Genomic DNA, 19,406 nt, shown 5'->3' on the forward strand with positions numbered 1-19,406 from the left:
GGCGGTCCCACCGCCGGCAACCACTCGGCACTGCAGCTGCCGGTGATGATGGCGCAGGAGGGCAACGCGCTCCCGTTCGGCATCGGGATCCAGCCGCCCGAGGCGCAGCAGGTCAACGTCCTGAACATCTTCGACGACGGCGCGCAGCAGAACCAGACCGGCGTGCTCAGCTCGACGACCCTCACCGGCTACGGCATGGGCCCGGGCCTCGACTTCACGCACCACAAGGGCTACGAGCCCGGCAACCCCGCCAAGCCGACGTTCGGCGAGCCGCCGGTGTTCCCGAGCGGCATCAGCTTCGGCTCGGTCACGGTCGACCCGACCACCGGGCAGATCCAGACCAACGCGAGCCTGTCCACGATCCAGTCGCTGAACATCCTCGAGGGCCAGGGCAACGACACCCTGACCGTGACCGGCACGCTCGTCGGCGGCCCGTACACGAACGACGACGGCACCCCCGGCACGACCTTCGTGCACGGCGGTCTCACCGCCCTGCACGGTGGTGGCGCAGCGGTGCTCAGCATCACCGGGAACTTCGACATCACTCCGACCACGATCACCCGCGACGACGGCACCGCCTGGGCGGCGGACCAGTTCGCGGTCGGCCAGCAGCTGATGTGGAACGGCACGCCGATCGGCATGATCACGGCGGTCAACGGCGCGGTCATCACGTTCGTCGGCAGCGGACCCGCGGCCGGTACCGGGGTGCACGGCACGGTCGCGGTGTTCGACCCGGCGGTGCACGTCACCACGAACGTCAACGTCGTCGGCAACACGCTGATCCGCACCGACATGAGGAGCTGGGTCGAGGCAGGCTTCTCGATCGGGCAGCTCGTCACCGTGAACGGCGTCGTCGTCGGAACGGTCACCGGCTTCACCGGCCCGACCCAGGACATCCTCCAGCTCAGCGCGACGGTCGTGCCGCCGTGCACGAGCGGCACGGTGTGCACGGTCACGGTCGCCCAGGCCGCGGCGAGCGGCAACGCGGTCCGCTACGGCGGCAACGTCTTCACGGTCACCGGTGGAGGCGGCCCCGGCCCGGGTGCCACCCCGCCGACCGCCAGCGGCACGTTCACGACCGGACTGAGCGGCACGTCGCCGACCCTCACCCGCGCGAGCGGATCCTGGATCGCCGACGGCTTCATCTACGGCATGGTGCTGCAGGTCGGAGGGCTCCCGGCGTGGACGATCACCGGCGTCACCGCCACCGTGCTGACGCTCAGCGGACCCGTGTTCACGAACCCGGCCGTCAGCGTCGCCGTGGTCGGCTACGCGCCGTCGCCGCTCGTGGTCTACGGCGCGACCTCGCAGGACGGCATCTGGTACTCGGGCGACCCGCACACGCAGACCAGCCGGGTGTTCGGATCCAAGCCGTTCCCGAACCAGGTCGGCGTCGGCACGCCGCAGTTCGTGTTCCCGGTCGCGAACCCGTTCCGCCACGCCGGCAACAACGTGATCGACGCGAGCGCGCTGTTCGCGGGCGTGCCGAACGGCCAGGTGCCCTCGGTCGGTCTGACGATCTACGGCGGGCCCGGCGACGACACGATCTACGGCAGCCAGGCGGGCGACGTCATCGCCGGCGGATCCGGGAACAACACGATCCACGGCGGCCGCGGCGACAACATCATCCTCGGCGCGAACGGCGTCAACACCAACGTGATCACCCGCGCGGTCTCGTTCCCGACCGTGAACAACAGCGTCTACGAGGACGCCGACCCGCTCGTCGCGGGGAACAACCTGATCTACGGCGACGTGCCCGGAGCGACCGCGACCGATCGCTACGGCGACTACGACAACATCATCTTCGGCGCGATGGGCGTCGTCGTGCAGGACACCCAGGAGGCGACGGTCGGTGTGATCACCGCAGGCCCGCTCGGCGGCACCCGCAGCGTCACCGGCTCGCTCACCTCGCATGCACCGTCGGGCTCCGCCCTCAACGGCGTCGCCACCGTCACGTGCGCGGCCGCCTGCTTCCGCCTCACGGACGTGGGCCTCGCGATCGCCGACACCGCGGGCACGCTGCTCTCCGCCGGCACGATCATCACGGCCGTGAGCGCCGACCTCACCACCGCGACCCTCTCGCGCAACGCCATCGGCGGCGCATCCGTCGGCAGCGCCTCCTTCACCGTCGGCCCGCCGCAGGGCTATTGCCGGCCGACCGGAGCGAGCGCGCTCAACGTCTACTGCCCGGCGAGCGGCATCACGCCGTGGGGCGACGCGCGGGTGGAGAAGATCCAGACGACGCACGACATCCTCGCCGCGTACTCCGATGCGACGCAGAACCACGGCGACAACCGGATCTACGCGTCCGGCGGCGACAATGTGATCGTGGGCGGGGACGGCGCGAACGACATCCAGGGCGGGCCGGGACGCAACCTGATCATCGGCGGCAGCGTCGCGCTGAACCGCGCCCCGCACCTGTTCGACTACCGCAACCCGCGCTTCCAGGACCTCACCGGCACGCAGATCTACAGCACCACGCCGGGCTCGCTCACGCAGAGCCTCACCGACGGGCTCGCGCAGAACGACCCGACCGGACACGCGTGGTGGGGCGACTTCCTCTCCGGCACCGGCGGGATCCTGCTCTCCGTGCCGCTCGGCGACGCGAACCGGCCCACGCAGCTGCAGGATTCCGCGAACAAGGGCGCCGACTACATCGCCGGCGGATCCGGATCCGCGATGATCTTCGGCGAGTCGAACGACAACATCATCCAGGCGCACGGCTCGATCGACCTCACCGCGCCCGCCTCGCTCACGGGCTACCCGACGGGCTCGAACGGCTCGCCGTCGATCGGCAGCGTGTTCGGGGGCGCGGCGACCTGCTCGTTCCGCGGATCCTTCCTCGGCAACCGCGTCGGCGCCTGCCGCGACTCCGCCAACGCCCTGCTGATCAACCCGTCCGTCGACGATGACGCCGCGCTGCAGTACCGGCTGACCGGCAGCCTCGTCTTCGGCGCCCACACGATCGCCCGCACCGACGGCCTGTGGTGGGCCGACGCCGGCATCGCGGTCGGGCAGACGCTCACCGTCAACGGCGCGATGGTCGGCGTGGTCACGGCCGTGAGCCAGGGCACCCTGACCGTCACCGGAGCGCCCGCTCCCGCCTCGTGCACGTCCCTGCCGTGCACTGTCATCGCGACCGTCGCGGCCACGGACGGCGAGGCCTATGTCGAGGGCGGCCGCGGCAACAACACGATCTTCGCGAACCGCGGCCAGAACGACATCATCGGCGGCAACAGCAACCTGTTCAGCCTGACTCTGCCGAGCGAGCGCGCGAGCGGCTCGAACTTCATCTTCGGCGGATCCGGCCTCAACGCGGGCCGCGAGGACTGCGGCGACGGGGTGCTCGACGCCACGAACCACTGCATCACGAACCCGAACGGACACGCCCACGACGCGAACGTGATCGTCGCGAACAACGGCCAGATCATTCGCCTCGTCGGCACCAACCACACCTACGGCGCGGGCAACGGCGTCGCGATGTCGGTCGGCTACCTGAACTTCAACTACGACGTGAACGGCTACCCGGCCGCGACCGAGCGCATCATCGCCCGCGCCGTGAACCTCCTCGATGCGACCCCGGGCGGACCGGACCTGGCGAACCAGGCAGGACCCCAGGTCACGGGGGCCGCGGCCTCGAACGGCTGGGGCGACATCGGCGGCAACCCGATCGTCGTCGACGGCGTGCACCTCATGCGCGGCAGCGAGATCCACGCCGAGTCGGGCGACGCGTTCATCTACGGCGGACCGGCGGACGACGTGATCTACGGCGGCGGTCAGAACGACACGATCATCACCGGTTACGCGGACAACTGGGTCTCGGGAGGCCGCGGCGACACGTGCATCATCGGCGGCGGCGGACGCTGCTTCGCGAGCCGCAACAGCTCGAGCTACGGCGAGCCGCTGTACGGCATCGCGCCGATCCCCGCGGCCAACCTGTCCGAGCTCATCACGACGCCGGGCAACGTGCAGCAGGCCGTGATCAACGTCGCAGGGGCCCTCACCTACACCGCGGTCCTGTACCCGTACAACTGGGATCCGGCGGCGAACGGCAGCCCGAGCTTCTCCACCGGCTGCAAGCAGAACGCGATCTGCCCCCACTACCAGCCGCGCTTCGGCCACAACATCATCTACGGCGGCTGGGGCAACGGCGTCATCCACGCCGGTCCGGGACAGTCCGCGGTGTCCGGCGCCGAGGCCCCGGAGCTGGGCTACGCCGACAACTTCGACATGAGCGGCACCGCGATCAACACGACGCCGTACGAGACCGACTGGTACCACCCGTTCAACCCGGGCAACCCGGCCGGCTGGCACCCGCTCGGCGACGACGGGAACGGCAACGCCGCGCGCGCCGGGATGTCCGGAAAGTCGAGCTACTTCGACCCGTCCGACCCGCGCCGCGAGGTGTGGCTGAACTCGGTCGTCTCGAACGCCTTCGTGCTCGGCTCGCCGAACCCGCTGCTGTGCAAGACGATGGCGCTCAGCGCGACCTGCCTGCCGTTCTTCCTGACCTTCGACCCGACCGACGCGGGCCTGCCGCTCGACCTCACCTGGTACCCCGGCACGGGCGAGCCGCAGATGCCGACCACGGGCGACAAGGCGATCTTCGGCGACCTCGGCAACGACGACATCGTCGCCGGCATGGGTCGGGTGCGGGTCTACGGCGGCTGGGGCAACGACCTCATCGACCTCCGCGCCGACACCCACGTCGACGGCGGGCTCAACGACGGCCCGGTGCCGAACCTCGTCCGGGGCGCCGACGGCTCGTTCAGCCGCGCCACCGCGAACTTCGTGTGGGGAACCCCGGCCTGGGAGTCCCTCGCCTACGGCGGCGCAGGGCAGGACATCTTCTTCGCCGGAACCGGGGGAGACCGCCTGATCGACTGGGTCGGCAACCACAACAGCTACTACGTGCCGTTCTCGCAGTTCGGCATGCCGGCGGTCAGCCGCACCCTGCAGCCGTTCCTGCCCGAGTTCCTGTACGCCCTGTCCAAGAGCGATGGCGCCGACCAGACGCTGATGACCCGATACGCGCCGTACGACGACCGCTACCAGGGCCTGGCGTCCCGCAACGGCGAGCCGTTCGGCGAGCTCGGCCTCGTCCTGCAGCACGACGACGCATGGCACCAGCAGACCGGATCCCCGTTCAACCAGATGCCGGAGAACCTCGGCGGCGTCGCGAACGACGTGCAGAAGACCGCCAACGTGCGGCCGTTCAACTCCTCCGGCAGCATGCCGGTCGCCTCGGCCATGATGGCGCGTCTGTCGCTGCCGTCCGGGCAGGGCGTGAACCTGCCGTCCGGGACCAACCCGGCGGGCGCCTCCGCGGTGCCGTTCATCGTCGCGGGCACCCCGGGCGGCGCCGTCGTCTACGCGTTCACCCAGGGCTCACTCACCGTGAGCGGCGCCGGCACGATCTCGGCGGCCGGCACCCTCGGCCTCGTGCTCGACCTGTCCGGCTTCGCCGACGGCACGATCGCCGTCACGGTCACCCTCACCGGTCCGACCGGGCAGGTCACGCGTCTCAGCTCGCTGATGGGCAAGAACAGCGTGGCCCCGCCCGCCGCGACGCTCGGCAGCGCCGCGTACGCGAACCTGGCGACCGAGGGATCCTTCCCGGTCACCGTGACCGGACAGGTCGGGTCGATCGCGAACGTCGTGATCACGGACGGCTCCTCGCCGATCGCGCGGGTGGCGAACGGCATGGACATGGTCGGATCCGGCGGCTCGGTCGTCATCCCGGTCGACGTCTCCGCGCTCATCGACGGCCTGCTCACGATCAGCGTCACGCTGACCAACGGAGCCGGGGTCAGCGCATCGACCGTGGTCACGGCCATCCTCGACACGACCCCGCCGCCGCTCACCGTGAGCGCGTACCCGCCGTACATCAACGCGTCGAACGCGTCGTCCTTCTCCTTCTACACGACCGGGCAGACCGGGGCGGTGATCGCGTACGCCTTCACCGACGGCACGACCACGGTCGGCGGCAGCAAGGCGGTGAACGGCAGCGGCCAGTGGAACGTGAACAACGTGTACCTGTCGAAGCTCAAGGACGGATCGATCACCTTCACGGTCGTCGAGACCGAGCCCTCCGGCAACCAGACCGTCTTCACGCAGACGCTGGTCAAGAAGACGACCGCGCCGGGCGCCCCCACGGTGACGCTCAACGCGCTCGACGACAGTGGCCCGTCCAGCTCCGACTACGTGACGAACGTGGCGACGCCGCGCTTCGTCGTGGCGCAGGCGGCCGACGCCGTCGCCACCACGGTATATCTGAACGGCGTCGCGTACACCGGCCAGGCCCTCGCGACGGGCACCTACACCGTGACGGCGGTGAGCGTCGACCTCGCGGGAAACACGTCGGCCACGGCATCCGCACCGGCGACTCTGGTCGTCGACACCTCTCCCCCGTCGGGGACCGTCACGGTCGCGGGTGCCGTGGCAGGCAGCACGACCTACGTCGGTGCCGGATCGATCTCGCTGTCGCTCTCGTTCAGCGGCGCACCGGCCGGGCTCTGGCAGGTGTCGTTCTCGCTCGACGGCGCGCCGTTCAGCGCTCCGGTCGCGTACGCGTCCACGGCGACGCTCACCGCGCCGTCCGCCGAGGGGATGCACACGGTGTCGGTCCGGGTGACCGACCAGGCGGGCAACACGGGCACGGTGTCGCGGTCCTTCGTGATCGACCTCACCCCGCCGACCTCGTCCTGGACGATCACCGCCCCGTCGAACGGCACCGCCTACGACGTGTCGCAGCGGATCACGCTCAGCTTCGGGGCGGTCGATTCGGCTTCCGGGGTGGCGTCGGTGCGGGCCACGATCGACGGCGTCGCGTGGGCGAACGGCACAGCGCTCGTCGGCGAGACCCTCGCCGCCGGTGTGCACACCGTCGTGGTGACGGCGGCCGACGCGGTCGGCAACACCTCGACCTCGACCTTCACGATCACGGTGCGGGCGACGATCCCGGGTCTGCAGACCGCGGTGTCCTACGGCGCCGGCGCCGCATACATCACGTCTTCGACGGTGTCGTCGAAGCTCTCCTCCGACCTCACCGCCGCGCAGAACGCGCTCGCCGCGGGCAACCGGACCGCGGCGAAGTCCGCCCTCGCGACGTTCGTGACCGATGCCGGGAGCCGCTACGTCACCGCGTCGTACGCCGCCCTGCTCAAGGGCTGGGCGAACGACCTCGCCGCGTCCCTCTGACCGTCGCGACCGGAGGGCGCACGGCCGTCCCGCGGCCCGTGATCGCCGCCGCCGACGAGCGCCCGCCCTTTCCGGAGGGGCCATCGCGCGCGGTGCTAGGGTGGCGCGCACACGGACCTGAGGACCACACCGAGGAGCTTCCATGTCGCAGGAGCGCATCCACGTCAACCCGCTGCATCGCCGCGCCGGATCGAAGGTGCTCGTCGACAAGCACCGGATCCCGGATCAGGGGATGGACCCGCTCACCGCTTATCACGTCGTCAGCGACGAGACCATGCTCGACGGCAACGCCCGGCTGAACCTCGCCACCTTCGTCACCACCTGGATGGACGAGGAGGCGCAGCGCCTGTACGCCGAGGCCGTCGACAAGAACATGATCGACAAGGACGAGTATCCGCAGACCGCGGCGATCGAGACGTACTGCCAGCGGATGATCGCCGGGCTGTGGCACGCGCCGGATCCGTCGTCCTCCCCGGCGACGTCCACGATCGGATCCAGCGAGGCGTGCATGCTCGCCGGGATCGCCCTCAAACGGCGCTGGCAGGAGGGGCGCCGCGCGGCCGGACAGGACGCGACGCGGCCGAACCTCGTGATGTCCAGCGCCGTGCAGGTGTGCTGGGAGAAGTTCTGCAACTACTTCGAGGTCGAGCCGCGGTACGTGCCGGTGAGCGCCGAGCATCCGGCCCTGGACGGGGCGCTCCTGGACCGGTACGTCGACGAGAACACGATCGGCGTCGTCGCGATCCTCGGGGTCACGTACACCGGCGCCTACGAGCCGGTCGCCGAGATCGCCGAGGCGCTGGACCGGATCGCGGCGGAGAGCGGGCACGACGTCGCGATCCACGTCGACGCCGCCTCGGGCGGCATGGTCGCGCCCTTCCTGGATCCGGACCTCGCGTGGGACTTCCGGGTGCCGCGCGTCGCCTCGATCAACACGTCGGGGCACAAGTACGGGCTCGTCTACCCGGGGCTCGGCTGGGTGGTCTGGCGTGACGAGGCGGCGCTGCCCGAGTCGATGGTGTTCCGGGTCAGCTATCTCGGCGGCGACATGCCGACGCTCGCGCTGAACTTCTCCCGTCCGGGAGCGCAGGTGCTGCTGCAGTTCTACCTGTTCCTCCGGCTCGGCCGGGAGGGCTACGCGGAGGTGCAGGGCACCTCCCGCGCCGTCGCCCGATACCTCGCGGACGGGATCGGCGCGATGGACCAGTTCGAGCTCGTCAGCGACGGATCCACCATCCCGGTGTTCGCCTGGCGGCTCGCAGACGGGCACACCGACAACTGGACCCTGTTCGACCTCTCCGACCGGCTGCGCATGCGCGGCTGGCTCGTCCCGGCGTACCCGATGCCCGCCGATCTGGAGGACGTGACCGTGCAGCGGATCGTGATCCGCAACGGTGTCACGCAGGATCTCGCCGAATCGCTGCTCGCCACGATCCGCGAGGAGGTCGCCTACCTCGACGCGCTCACCTCGCCGCTGCCGCACCCGTCCACCGGCCCCGGATTCCGGCACTGATCATGGCGGTCGTGGTGCTGTACCGCCTGCGCGAGGGCGTCGACCGCGGACGCGTGCTCGACGTGTTCCCGCGTCACCAGGCCTACTACCGGGCGTTCCACGAAGCGGGCCCCGGGCTGATCGCGCTGGGTCCGTTCCTCACGCCCGATCCGGCCGCCGGATCAATGGGCGTCTTCTCCTCATACGACGCCGCGGAGCGGTTCATCGCCGCCGACCCGTTCGTCACCGAGGGCCTCGCGGATCCGCGGATCCTGGAGTGGAACGCCGTCTGGCTGGACGGCGACCCGGGCCCCGAAACGCGGTGACCACGACGCCGCGAGCCGCGGTCTCACCGTCCGTGGAACCGGGTCCCGTGCCCCCGCTGGGATTCGAACCCAGACTGAAGCGATTTTAAGTCGCCTGCCTCTGCCGTTGGGCTACGGGGGCCGCTGCCCTCGAGCCTAGCCATCGTCGGCCCGGATCAGGCCGTAGGGTGGGGGAGTGCTCGAGCTCATCGCCGACAAGAGCGGCGCGACGACGCCCGCCCGCCCCCGGGTGCACCCCTGGCAGGATCCCGCCCGGTGGTGGCCGCGACTGACCGAGGCCACCGCGCTCCTGCCGGCTCCGGTCGCGGTCGTCGACCTCGACGCGCTGCGCTTCAACGCGATGGACATGGTCGTGCGCGCGGGAGGACTGCCGATCCGGATCGCGACGAAGTCGGTCCGCGTCCGTGAGATCGTCGACGCCGCGCTCCGCCTGCCCGGCTACCGGGGCCTGCTCGCCTTCACCCTGCCCGAGGCGCTCTGGCTCGCCGAGGACCACGACGACATCGTGCTCGCCTACCCGACCGCGGACCGCGCCTCGCTCGAGCGGCTGCTCTCCGACGAGCAGGCCGCCGCGCGGATCACGCTCATGGTCGACGACGAGTCCCAGCTGGACCTCATCGACGCGGTCGCGCCGCCGTCCCGGCGCCCCCGGCTGCGCATCGCGATCGACGCCGACGCCTCGTGGCGCGCCCCGGGGCTCGGGCACATCGGCGTGTTCCGCTCCCCGCTGCACACGCCGGAGGAGGTGGCGCGGTTCGCCCGCCGTGCGGCCGAGCGCGACGGCTTCCGCCTCGTCGGGCTGCAGATGTACGAGGCGCAGATCGCCGGGCAGGGCGACGACACCGGCAGCGGCGACGCCCTCATCCGGGCGGTGCAGGCCCGCTCCCGGGCCGAGCTGCTCGACCGGCGGGCGCAGATCGTCGCGGCCGTGCGAGCGCTCGTGCCCCTCGATTTCGTCACCGGCGGCGGGACCGGGTCCCTCGAGTTCACCGGATCCGACTCCTCGCTCACCGAGATCACCGCCGGCAGCGGCCTGCTCGCCGGCCACCTCTTCGACGGCTACCGGGCGTTCGACCCCGCTCCGGCCAGCGCCATCGGGTTCGACGTCGTGCGGCGACCCGCACCCGACATCGCCACGATCCTCGGCGGGGGCTGGATCGCGTCCGGCCCGGCCGTCGCCTCCCGCCAGCCGCTGCCGGTCTGGCCGCAGGGTCTGCGCACGATGCCCCGCGAGGCGGCCGGCGAGGTGCAGACCCCGCTGCGCGGCGACGCCGCGCGGAGCCTGCGGATCGGGGACCGGGTCTGGCTGCGGCACGCGAAGAGCGGCGAGCCCGCGGAGCGGATCCTGCACTACCACCTCGTCGACGGCGATCGCGTCGTCGGCGAACTGCCGACGTACCGCGGTGAGGGGAAGGCGTTCCTGTGACACACGCTGCGACGGCCCACGTTCTGGAGACGCGAAGGGTGATCCTGTGACCCGGATGGGCGGGACCTGGCAGAACTGGGGGCGGTCGGCGAGCGTCCGCCCGATGCGCATGGAGCGGCCGCGCAGTCCCGAGGGCGTGCAGCGCGCCGTGATCGCGGCCGCCGCGCAGCATCTGCGGATCAAGGCCGTGGGCGCGGGGCACAGCTTCACCGGCATCGCCGTCGCCCCCGACGTGCTGCTCGAGCTCGACGACCTGCAGGGCGTCACGGCGGTCGACGAGGCCCGCGGCCGGGTCACGCTGCTCGCCGGCACCCGGCTGCACCGCATCCCGGCGCTGCTCGCGCCCTACGGGCTCGCGATGGAGAACCTCGGCGACATCGACCGCCAGTCCATCTCGGGCGCGATCTCGACGGGCACGCACGGCACCGGCGCCCGCTTCCGGGGCATCGCCGCGCAGGTCGTCGGCGCCACGCTGATCACGGCCGCGGGGGAGTTCCTCCGCGTCGACGAGGAGCAGAACGCGGAGCTGCTGCCCGCGGTCTCGCTCGGCCTCGGCGCGCTCGGCATCCTCGTCGAGGTCACGCTGCAGTGCGTCCCGGCGTTCGTCATGCACGCGGTCGACGCGCCCGCGCCGCTCGACGAGGTGCTGGAGAGCGTGCACGACCGGGTCGCCGCCGCCGACCACTTCGAGTTCTACTGGTTCCCGCACACCGAGGTGGCGCTGACGAAGACCACCGAGCGCCTGCCCGAATCGGCCGTGCGCCGCCCGCTCCCGGCGATCGGGAAGTGGATCGACGAGACGCTGCTGTCCAACGGCGTGTACCGCGTGGTGTGCGCGGCCGGCTCGGTCGCCCCCGCGATCACCCCGCCGTTCAGCCGGCTGGCGGTGAAGCTCACCGGCGACCGCGAATACACCGACATCTCGCACCGCGTGCTCACGCAGAGCCGCACCGTGCGCTTCCGCGAGATGGAGTACGCGCTGCCGCAGGAGCACGTCGTGCCGGCGTTCCGCGAGCTCAGGGCGCTCATCCACAAGCGCGGGTGGCGGATCGAGTTCCCGGTCGAGGTGCGCTTCGCCGCCGCCGACGACCGCTGGCTGTCCACCGCGTACGGGCGCGACTCGGCGTACATCGCCGTGCACCGGTACTGGCGGAACGACCCGCGCGAGTACTTCGATGCGGTCGAGCGGATCATGCTCGACCACGGCGGTCGCCCGCACTGGGGGAAGCTGCACGCGCTCGACGCCGCGCAGCTGCGGGAGCGCCTCCCGCGCTTCGACGACTTCGTCGCGCTGCGCGATCGGCTGGACCCGGATCGACGCTTCGGGAACGCCTACCTCGAGCGCGTGCTGGGGAGCTGACAGGCCCCTGAAGGCCCAGTGTCCGTGCAGACAGCGGGGATAGGATAGGCCCAACCGCGTGTCTAAAGGGGGTCGTCGTCCGTGGATGTTCTCGTTCCAGTGCTCGCCGTCATCGGCGTGATCGTCGTCCTGATCATCGCTGTCGGCATCTATCTCTGGTCCACTTACAACTCGCTCGTGCAGCTGGGCGTCCGCGTCGACGAGGCGTGGAGCGACATCACCGTGCAGCTCAAGCGGAGAGCCGACCTCATCCCCAACCTGATCGACACGGTCAAGGGCTATGCGGCGCACGAGAAGGCGGTCTTCGAGAACGTGACCCGCGCCCGCGCCGAGACGCTCTCCGCGTCCACGCCCGGTGAGGCGGGAACCGCGGAGGGCCACCTGCAGCAGGCGCTGAAGAGCCTGTTCGCGGTCGCGGAGGCGTACCCGCAGCTGCAGGCCAGCCAGAACTTCCTCCAGCTGCAGGCCGCACTGGTCGACACCGAGGACAAGATCCAGGCCTCCCGCCGCTTCTACAACGGCGGTGTGCGCGAGCTGAACACCAAGGTCAAGGTGTTCCCGAACAACATGTTCGCGCGCAACCTCGGCTTCACCGAGCGCGAGTTCTTCGAGGTCGCCGACGGCGCCGCGATCGCCGAACCGCCGCGCGTCCAGTTCTGACGCTCAGCCGAAGCGGTCGTCACCCACGGGTGGCGGCCGCTTCGTCGTGTGACGGGCGTCCTCACACCCCCGGCGGAACCCGATCCGTCCGCCCGACGTCGTGCCGGCCGACCCGCTCCGGGTGTCCGGCCATCGCGTCCGCCAGCTCGTCCGCGGCGTCGCCCCAGCCCGACACCGACACCTTCTCCAGGCCCTGCCAGGCCGCGGCGGCGCGAAGCTCCGCGGCGATCCGCTCGGTGTCCGCGGCGGGCCGCGCCTGCGGCTCCCACCACGCCGACTGCACGAGCAGCGTGCGCGCGGCGCGGTCGGCCTTCAGGTCCAGCCGCGCCGAGATCCTGTCGCCGACGAGCACGGGCAGCGAGTAGTAGCCGTACCGGCGCTTCGCCGCGGGCGTGTAGATCTCGATCCGGTAGTCGAGCTGGAACGCCCGCAGGGCGCGGTCGCGGAACCAGACCACCGGGTCGAACGGGGTGAGGATCGCGGCGGCGTCGATCCGGCGGGGGAGGGCGGCGTCCGCATGCCGCCACGCGGGGATCGGCCGCCCGCCGCGCTCCCAGCCGCGCACCCGCACGGGCGTGAGCTCTCCGGCGTCGACGAGGTCGCCGATCGCGGCGAGCACGGCCGTGCGGTCCTTGATCCGGTAGTAGTCCGCGATGTCGGCCGCGGTGGCCACCCCGTGCGCGCGGGCGGCCCGCCGCACCAGCTCGCCGATCGCCTCCGCCGGCGGACGATCCCGGCCGAGCAGCTCCGCGGGCACCACATCCTCGGCGAGGGCATAGCGGCGCTCGAAGCCGTCCCGCCCGGCGATCGCGACCTCGCCGATCCGCCAGAGGTACTCGAGCGCGTGCTTGGCCTCGTCCCACTCCCACCAGCCGCCACGTCCGCGCGGGGCGTCCCCGCGGATCTCGGCGGGCCGGGACGGGCCGCGATCCCGCAGCTCCGCACGGATCCAGTCCAGGCTGCGGGCGGACGAGCTCTGGCCCCAGAACGCGCCGCGCTTGTCGCGGAACGCCTGCCGGCGAAAGCCCCACAGCGGCCAGTCCTCGACCGGGAGGAACGTCGCCTCGTGCGCGATGTACTCGGTGTAGCGCCCGGCGCGCGACGGCGTCGGGCGGGACAGGAACGCGCGGTCGAGGAGCGCCGGGTCGTAGCCGCCGAGCCGGGAGAACAGCGGCAGGTAGTGCGAGCGGGCGAACACGTTGACCGAGTCGATCTGCAGCACGCCCATCCGCGCCATCGCCGCGTGCAGGTGGCGCGCCGACGGAAGCGCCGGCCGTCGCCGGGAGAACCCCTGCGCGGCAAGGGCCATCCGCCGGGCCTCGGCCGCGCTCAGCGTCTCGCCGCCGCCGCTCGTTTCGATCACGACGGCCAGCGTAGCGGCGGGTCCGGACATTCCGGGGCGCGCATATGCGCCCCGTAGACTGGGCCGATGAGCGATGAGAGCAGCCCGCGCCTGCGCGATCTCATCCGCCAGCGCTCGGTCACCGGCCGGCTCGACGTCACCGGCGAGGTCGAGAGGTCCCTCCCCGTCGGCCTGCGCGTGGCCACCGCGTACTCCTGGCGGCTGCTCGTGATCGCCGCCGCGATCGGCGTCCTGGTCTGGCTCGTCATCCTCTTCAAGATGCTCGTCGTGCCGCTCCTGATCGCGATCCTGCTCACCGCGCTGCTCTGGCCCGCGTTCGCCGCGATGCTGCGGGCACGGTTCCCGCGCTGGCTGGCGATCGTGCTCTCGCTGCTCGGCACCCTCGTGATCGTGGGCGGCCTGCTCTGGCTCGCGGTCTGGCAGATCACCCAGCAGTGGGATCAGGTGCAGGCGCGCACCCTCGGCGCGATGGCGCAGCTGCAGCGGTTCCTCATCGACGGGCCGCTGCACCTCACCGAGCGCGAGCTCGCCGGCTTCGTCGATCAGGCGATGGCCTACCTCGGCGCCCAGGGCGAGCTGCTGAAGTCCGGTGCGATCGCCGTCGGCGCGACGTTCGGCCACGTCGCCACCGGCGCCGTGCTGACCCTGTTCATCCTGCTCTGCCTGCTCGCCGACGGCGGCGGCATCTGGCGGTGGATCCTGCGGCTGTTCCCGCGCGCGTCCCGCCCGGCGGTCGACGTCGCCGCGCGCAACGGCTGGGCGACGGTGATCGACTACGCCCGCACGCAGATGCTGGTCGCCTTCATCGACGCCGTCGGCATCGGCCTGGGGGCCTTCCTCCTGGGCGTGCCGCTCGCGGTCCCGGTCGCGGTGCTCGTGTTCCTCGGATCCTTCGTCCCGATCGTGGGGGCCGTGATCACCGGCGTGCTCGCCGTCTTCCTCGCGCTCGTATACAACGGGCCGTGGATCGCCCTGTGGATGCTCGTCGTGGTCCTCGCGGTGCAGCAGCTCGAGGGGCACGTCCTGCAGCCGATCCTGATGGGATCGGCCGTCAAGGTGCACCCGCTGGCCGTCGTCCTCGTCGTGGCGGGCGGGGCGCTGATCGCAGGGATCCCCGGCGCGCTGTTCGCGGTGCCTCTGGCGGCCTTCGTGAACGTGGCGGTGGTGACCGTCAACTCCGGTGCCTGGCGCACCGGCGCCGACCCGGACGGCGACTACATCTGGCAGACCGTGCCGCGGGCGCGGAGAAGGAGCATGCGATGACGAACGAGACGATCCCGACCCTCGCCGAGATCCGACAGGCCGCCGACGGCCTCATCGACGTGATCGTGCGCACCCCGACGCTGCCCTCGGTGGCGCTGAGCAAGGTGCTGGGTTCTCCGGTGCTGCTGAAGATGGAGAACCTGCAGCGCACCGGGTCGTTCAAGATCCGCGGCGCCGTGCACCGGCTCTCCAAGCTCACCGCCGAGGAGCGGGCGCGCGGCGTGGTCGCGGCCTCGGCCGGCAACCACGCGCAGGGCGTGGCGCTCGCCGCGCAGGCGCTGGGGATCTCCGCGACGATCTTCATGCCGATCGGCGTCCCGGTGCCGAAGCTCATGGCGACCCGCGGCTACGGCGCTCAGGTCGTGCTCGAGGGCGAGACCGTGGCCACCTCGCTGCGCCTGGCCGCCGAGTTCGCCGAGCGCACCGGCGCCGTGCTCATCCCGCCGTTCGACCACCGCGACATCGTGACCGGCCAGGCCACCCTGGGCCTGGAGCTCGTCGAGGACGTGCCCGACGTCGACACGGTCGTGCTCGGGATCGGCGGAGGCGGTCTCATCGCGGGCGTCGCCGCGGCCGTCAAGGCGCGCGCCGCCGAGCAGGGCCGCACCGTGCGGGTGATCGGTGTGCAGGCGGAGAACGCCGCCGCGATGCCGCCCTCGCTCGCCGCGGGGGAGCCCGTCGAGATCGTCACCCACCCGACCATCGCGGACGGCATCCTCGTGGCCAAGCCCGGCGCGATCCCGTTCGCGATGATCCAGGAGCTCGTCGACGACGTCGTCACCGTCAGCGACGACGACATCGCCCGCGCGCTGCTCGTGCTGCTCGAACAGGCCAAGGTCGTCGTGGAGCCGGCCGGTGCGGTCGGCGTCGCCGCGATCCTCGCCGGGAAGGTGCGCGCGAGCGGCACCACCCTGGCGGTGCTGTCCGGCGGCAACATCGACCCGCTGCTGCTGCAGCGCGTCGTCGCGCACGGACTCGCGGCGTCCGGCCGCTACCTCACGCTGCGGATCCCGCTGCCCGACCGTCCCGGCCAGCTGGCGCGCGTGTCGGAGCTCATCGCGCACGCGGGCGCCAACGTCATCGAGGCGATGCACACGCGGCACGGCCACGGCCTGCAGATCAGCGACGTGATCCTCGAGCTCAGCGTCGAGACCCGCGGCCCGGAGCACTCCGAGCTCACCCTGGACACGCTCCGAGCGGCCGGCTTCGAGCCGATCGTCGTCCAGGACTGAGCCGCCCCGAGGCTCTCGCGGGCCTGTCCGCAGACGAAACACCGAACCCGCCGGCCTTCGATGGCGCGGCGGGTTCGGCGTTCTGCGGTACGGGGGTCAGCCCGCGAAGGTCTCCACCTTGAGGATCTCGACCTCGATCGAGCGGCCGTTCGGCGCCTCGTACGACGTCTTGTCGCCGACCTTGAGGCCCTGGATCGCGGCGCCCAGCGGGCTCGCCTCGCTGTAGACGTCGAGGTCGGTGCCCCCGGCGATCTCGCGGCTGCCGAGGAGGAAGACCTCCTCGCCGCCCGCGACCGTCGCGGTCACGACCGTGCCGGGCTCGACGATGCCGCGGCTGGCCGGAGCCTCGCCCACCTTGGCGGTCTTCAGCAGGCCCTGGAGGGTGCGGATGCGCGCCTCCATCTTGCCCTGCTCGTCCTTCGCGGCGTGGTAGCCGCCGTTCTCCTTGAGGTCGCCCTCCTCGCGTGCGACCTCGATGCGCTTCGCGATCTCCTCGCGACCGACGGTCGAGAGGTTCTCCAGCTCGGCGACAAGACGGTCGTACGCCTCCTGCGTGAGGAAGGGGACCTGAACGTCGTTCGACACGGCGAAACTCCTTGCGGATCGGATCCGGGGCCGAGGGCGCCCGGATATGCCAAGACGCCCCGGCACCTGCCGGGGCGTCGTATCAACAGGATGAGCCTAAGACACCCAGCAGGAGTTCACCAAACCGGTCGTCGCGGTGCCGACCACCGGGATCCGCTCCGTGAACGCCCGCGCGCGCTGCGTCGACGCGGGGTATTCGAAGAGCTTCCAGCCGACGATCCCGAACTGCTCGTCCTGCGCCTCGAGGATGCAGTGCACGGGCCGATCGGTCGGCGCGCTGATCTGGAACGAGACGGTGACGGTGTGCGCGTCGGTGAGCTGGAAGCCGCGATCGGTCACGTCCACGGCGTCCGCGGAGCCCTGGTACGTCCACCAGCCGAAGACGCCGACGACCGCCAGCGCGACCGCGCCGGCGATGATCATCGGCAGGCGCCGGCGGGGTCCGCGACCGTAGCGCTCATCGAGCTGGGCGGGCGTCGTCACGGCGGGGTTCATCCGATCGTTAGGCTGGACTTACAGGTTATCTCGTGGAAGGCGGACCGATGATCGAGGCGATCCTGGCGGCAGCGGCGGCGACCCCCACGCCGACCCCGACGGTGGACCCGAATCTGGTCAGCCCCGGACCGGCCGGCTTCGCGATCGTCGCGGTGATCGTGGTGCTCGCGGCGGTCCTGATCTGGGACATGCAGCGCCGGATCCGCCGGGTGCGGTACCGCGAGGAGGTGCGCGCCGAGCTCGACGCCGAGCAGGCCGCGGAGGGCGACGACGGCGAGGCCCCGAAGGCCTGACGCCGGGGTCGGCGTCAGGCGGGCAGCCCGAGCGAGGGCCGCAGCGGCGCCAGCGAGATGAGCAGGCACGCCGTCCAGTGGCAGAGGAACGCCAGCACGGTGCACACGTGGAAGATCTCGTGGAAGCCGAACGTGCCGGGCCACGGGTTCGGCTTCTTCAGCGCGTAGACGATCGCGCCGCCCGTGTAGAGCAGGCCGCCGACGCAGACGAGCACCATCATGGCGACGTTCGCGTGCACGAGGTCGACGATGTACATCACCGCGGCCCAGCCCAGCAGCAGGTAGAGCGCGACGTAGAGCCAGCGCGGGGCATGGATCCAGAACACCCGGAACAGGATCCCGAGCAGCGCGCCCGCCCACACCAGCACCAGCAGCAGCATGCCCTGGGCGGGCGGCAGGGCGAGGGTCGCGATCGGGGTGTAGGTGCCGGCGATGAGCAGCAGGATGTTCGCGTGGTCGATCCGCTTCAGGATCCGCTTGACCTTCGGTCGCCAGTTGAAGCGGTGGTAGAGCGCGGAGTTGCCGAACAGCAGCAGCGACGTGGCCATGAACACGGCGGCCGCCCACTTCGCCGGGACCCCGTGCGCGAGGACGATCAGCACGATCCCGGCGGCGATCGCGACGGGGAAGGTGCCGGCGTGGATCCAGCCGCGCCAGGTCGGTTTGATCTCCGTATGCGCGTCGACCGCTGCCACCTCGAGAAGGGGCAACTGCGGCACGTCGGCGGCAGTGGTTCGGGACGCTCTGCGCATGGCCTCACTCTATGTCGCGCGGCATTCCCCAAACGGTACATATCCTGTGCGGATCGTGACCGCCGGCGCGCTCGCTTGCCGGGGTCCGCGCGGTAGCGTAGGGACGTGAGTGCACGGTCCGACCACCCGGGGCAAGGCCCCCTGTACCGGCTGTACGGCAGGCGCCTGCGCCGGCGCCTCGACCCGGCGACCGTGCCGCACCACGTCGCGATGATGATCGACGGCAATCGGCGCTGGGCGCGCCAGCTCGGCTACGCGACCGCCGCGCACGGCCACCGGGCCGGGGCCGCGAAGATGCGCGAGTTCCTGGGCTGGTGCGACGAGCTCGGGATCAAGGTCGTCTCGCTGTACCTGCTCTCCGCCGACAACCTGCGCAAGCGCGACTCCGCCGAGCTCGCCGATCTCATCGAGATCATCGGAGAGCTCGCCGATGGGCTGTCCCGGGAGGGCGACTGGCGGGTGAAGCAGGTGGGCCGCTCCGACATCCTGCCCGCGGAGCTCTCCCGTGTGCTCGCCGAGGCCGAGGAGCGCACCCGCGACCACACCGGACTGCACGTCAATCTCGCGGTCGGCTACGGCGGGCGCAACGAGATCGTCGACGCGGTGCGCTCGATCATCGCGCAGCACGAGGCCTCCGGGGGGACCCTCGAGGACCTCGCCGCGCATCTCACGCCCGAGATGATCGGCGAGCACCTCTACACGGGCGGGCAGCCGGATCCGGATCTCGTGATCCGCACGAGCGGCGAGCAGCGGCTCAGCGACTTCCTGCTCTGGCAGAGCGCGCACAGCGAGTTCTACTTCGTCGAGGCGCTCGGGCCCGACCTGCGCGAGGTCGACTTCCTGCGCGCGATCCGCGACTTCGCCGGGCGGGATCGCCGCTTCGGGCGCTGACGGTCCCGGGGCGTTTCGACGCGCTCGGCGGCCGGCGTTCGACCGGCGTCCGGCCGGGTCGGCGGCGT

The 19,406-nt window shown here is 71.4% G+C and carries 14 protein-coding genes and 1 tRNA gene (1 of these 15 cut by a window edge); 10 read left to right on the forward strand and 5 right to left on the reverse strand.

The genetic code is table 11. The features are described from left to right. From RBR11_RS08350 to RBR11_RS08360, 3 genes are all read left to right on the forward strand, one after another. Positions 1-7,200, forward strand: the end of a protein-coding gene (locus RBR11_RS08350; RefSeq protein WP_308488870.1) for an Ig-like domain-containing protein. The gene continues 22,218 nt to the left of window position 1, outside the view; only the last 7,200 of its 29,418 coding nucleotides appear in the window; its start codon lies off the left edge, out of view; the stop codon is at positions 7,198-7,200. A gap of 142 nt (positions 7,201-7,342) precedes the next feature. Next, complete coding sequence (gene gad / locus RBR11_RS08355) at positions 7,343-8,713, forward strand: glutamate decarboxylase (protein ID WP_308488871.1); 1,371 nt, start codon at positions 7,343-7,345, stop codon at positions 8,711-8,713. 2 nt (positions 8,714-8,715) lie between these two features. Next, positions 8,716-9,018 carry a YciI family protein gene (locus tag RBR11_RS08360; RefSeq protein ID WP_308488872.1) on the forward strand — a complete coding sequence of 101 codons (303 nt, stop codon included), beginning with the start codon at positions 8,716-8,718 and terminating at the stop codon, positions 9,016-9,018. Positions 9,019-9,066: 48 nt separating this feature from the next. Here the strand turns inward: RBR11_RS08360 and RBR11_RS08365 are convergent. Further along, positions 9,067-9,139: transfer RNA gene (locus RBR11_RS08365), tRNA-Leu, on the reverse strand. Positions 9,140-9,193: 54 nt separating this feature from the next. Between RBR11_RS08365 and RBR11_RS08370 the strand changes: the two genes are divergently transcribed. The 3 genes from RBR11_RS08370 to RBR11_RS08380 all read left to right on the forward strand — a co-directional run bounded on the left by RBR11_RS08370 (position 9,194) and on the right by RBR11_RS08380 (position 12,464). Beyond that, positions 9,194-10,444, forward strand: coding sequence for an alanine racemase (locus tag RBR11_RS08370; protein WP_373889783.1), 1,251 nt, complete (start codon positions 9,194-9,196; stop codon positions 10,442-10,444). A 46-nt stretch (positions 10,445-10,490) separates the two neighbouring features. Then, complete coding sequence (locus tag RBR11_RS08375; RefSeq protein WP_308488873.1) at positions 10,491-11,804, forward strand: D-arabinono-1,4-lactone oxidase; 1,314 nt, start codon at positions 10,491-10,493, stop codon at positions 11,802-11,804. 81 nt (positions 11,805-11,885) lie between these two features. Beyond that, positions 11,886-12,464, forward strand: a complete 579-nt coding sequence (locus tag RBR11_RS08380) for a LemA family protein (RefSeq protein WP_308488874.1) — start codon at positions 11,886-11,888, stop codon at positions 12,462-12,464. 61 nt (positions 12,465-12,525) lie between these two features. Here the strand turns inward: RBR11_RS08380 and RBR11_RS08385 are convergent, their stop codons facing one another. Continuing rightward, positions 12,526-13,827 carry a winged helix-turn-helix domain-containing protein gene (locus RBR11_RS08385; RefSeq protein ID WP_308488875.1) on the reverse strand — a complete coding sequence of 434 codons (1,302 nt, stop codon included), beginning with the start codon at positions 13,825-13,827 and terminating at the stop codon, positions 12,526-12,528. A 66-nt stretch (positions 13,828-13,893) separates the two neighbouring features. Between RBR11_RS08385 and RBR11_RS08390 the strand changes: the two genes are divergently transcribed. Continuing rightward, positions 13,894-15,090 carry an AI-2E family transporter gene (locus tag RBR11_RS08390; protein ID WP_308488876.1) on the forward strand — a complete coding sequence of 399 codons (1,197 nt, stop codon included), beginning with the start codon at positions 13,894-13,896 and terminating at the stop codon, positions 15,088-15,090. Beyond that, positions 15,087-16,322, forward strand: coding sequence for a threonine ammonia-lyase (gene ilvA / locus RBR11_RS08395; RefSeq protein WP_308488877.1), 1,236 nt, complete (start codon positions 15,087-15,089; stop codon positions 16,320-16,322). The genes RBR11_RS08390 and ilvA overlap by 4 nt, the downstream gene beginning before the upstream one ends. 96 nt (positions 16,323-16,418) lie before the next feature. Here the strand turns inward: ilvA and greA are convergent, their stop codons facing one another. Both greA and RBR11_RS08405 read right to left on the reverse strand, forming a co-directional pair. Then, on the reverse strand, positions 16,419-16,907 hold the full coding sequence (greA, locus tag RBR11_RS08400) for a transcription elongation factor GreA (protein ID WP_308488878.1): 489 nt from the start codon (positions 16,905-16,907) through the stop codon (positions 16,419-16,421). Between the two features lie 96 nt (positions 16,908-17,003). After that, positions 17,004-17,402, reverse strand: coding sequence for a DUF4307 domain-containing protein (locus RBR11_RS08405; RefSeq protein ID WP_308488879.1), 399 nt, complete (start codon positions 17,400-17,402; stop codon positions 17,004-17,006). A gap of 47 nt (positions 17,403-17,449) precedes the next feature. Here RBR11_RS08405 and RBR11_RS08410 point away from each other — a divergent pair, with 47 nt between their 5' ends. After that, the gene (locus RBR11_RS08410; protein ID WP_308488880.1) at positions 17,450-17,695 is read left to right on the forward strand and encodes a hypothetical protein; all 246 of its coding nucleotides are present in this window, start codon (positions 17,450-17,452) and stop codon (positions 17,693-17,695) included. A gap of 14 nt (positions 17,696-17,709) precedes the next feature. On the opposite strand, the gene trhA is transcribed toward RBR11_RS08410, so the two are convergent. Next, on the reverse strand, positions 17,710-18,447 hold the full coding sequence (trhA, locus tag RBR11_RS08415) for a PAQR family membrane homeostasis protein TrhA (RefSeq protein WP_308488881.1): 738 nt from the start codon (positions 18,445-18,447) through the stop codon (positions 17,710-17,712). 105 nt (positions 18,448-18,552) lie between these two features. On the opposite strand from trhA, the gene RBR11_RS08420 reads away from it, so the two are divergent. Further along, the gene (locus RBR11_RS08420; RefSeq protein ID WP_308488882.1) at positions 18,553-19,338 is read left to right on the forward strand and encodes an isoprenyl transferase; all 786 of its coding nucleotides are present in this window, start codon (positions 18,553-18,555) and stop codon (positions 19,336-19,338) included. Positions 19,339-19,406 lie beyond the last annotated feature (68 nt).

The organism is Microbacterium capsulatum, assembly GCF_030865425.1.
Taxonomy (GTDB): Bacteria; Actinomycetota; Actinomycetes; order Actinomycetales; family Microbacteriaceae; genus Microbacterium; species Microbacterium capsulatum.